Origin of the sequence: Pseudomonas sp. 2822-15 (genome assembly GCF_002742515.1) — a bacterium.
Classification (GTDB): domain Bacteria; phylum Pseudomonadota; class Gammaproteobacteria; order Pseudomonadales; family Pseudomonadaceae; genus Aquipseudomonas; species Aquipseudomonas salomonii.
This window is the reverse complement of the sequence record NZ_LJRY01000425.1, coordinates 1-229: the sequence shown is the minus strand read 5'-3', so window position 1 is coordinate 229 and position 229 is coordinate 1. Positions and strand designations below refer to the sequence as shown.

At 44.5% G+C, this 229-nt stretch carries 1 protein-coding gene; it reads right to left on the bottom strand.

Translation table 11 applies throughout. The annotated features are described in order from the left end of the window. Positions 1–229: thiamine pyrophosphate-dependent enzyme (locus AOA59_RS31280; RefSeq protein WP_256593153.1), on the bottom strand; the 229-nt coding region annotated here is incomplete at both ends.

Here is a 229-nt window from a genome sequence, read left to right as displayed (position 1 = left end):
CTCCAACAATCGCTATGACTGTTTCATCAGGTGCTGCAAGTTGTGCACCGATTGCTGCAGGAAATCCAAATCCCATTGTCCCTAGACCACCAGAAGTGATCCAACGATTAGGTTTTGTAAATGTGTAGTATTGTGCAGCCCACATTTGATGCTGTCCCACATCTGTTGTAACGATCGCTTCTCCATTTGTAGCTTTGTGAATCTCTTTCAAAAGCCATTGAGGGAGAAG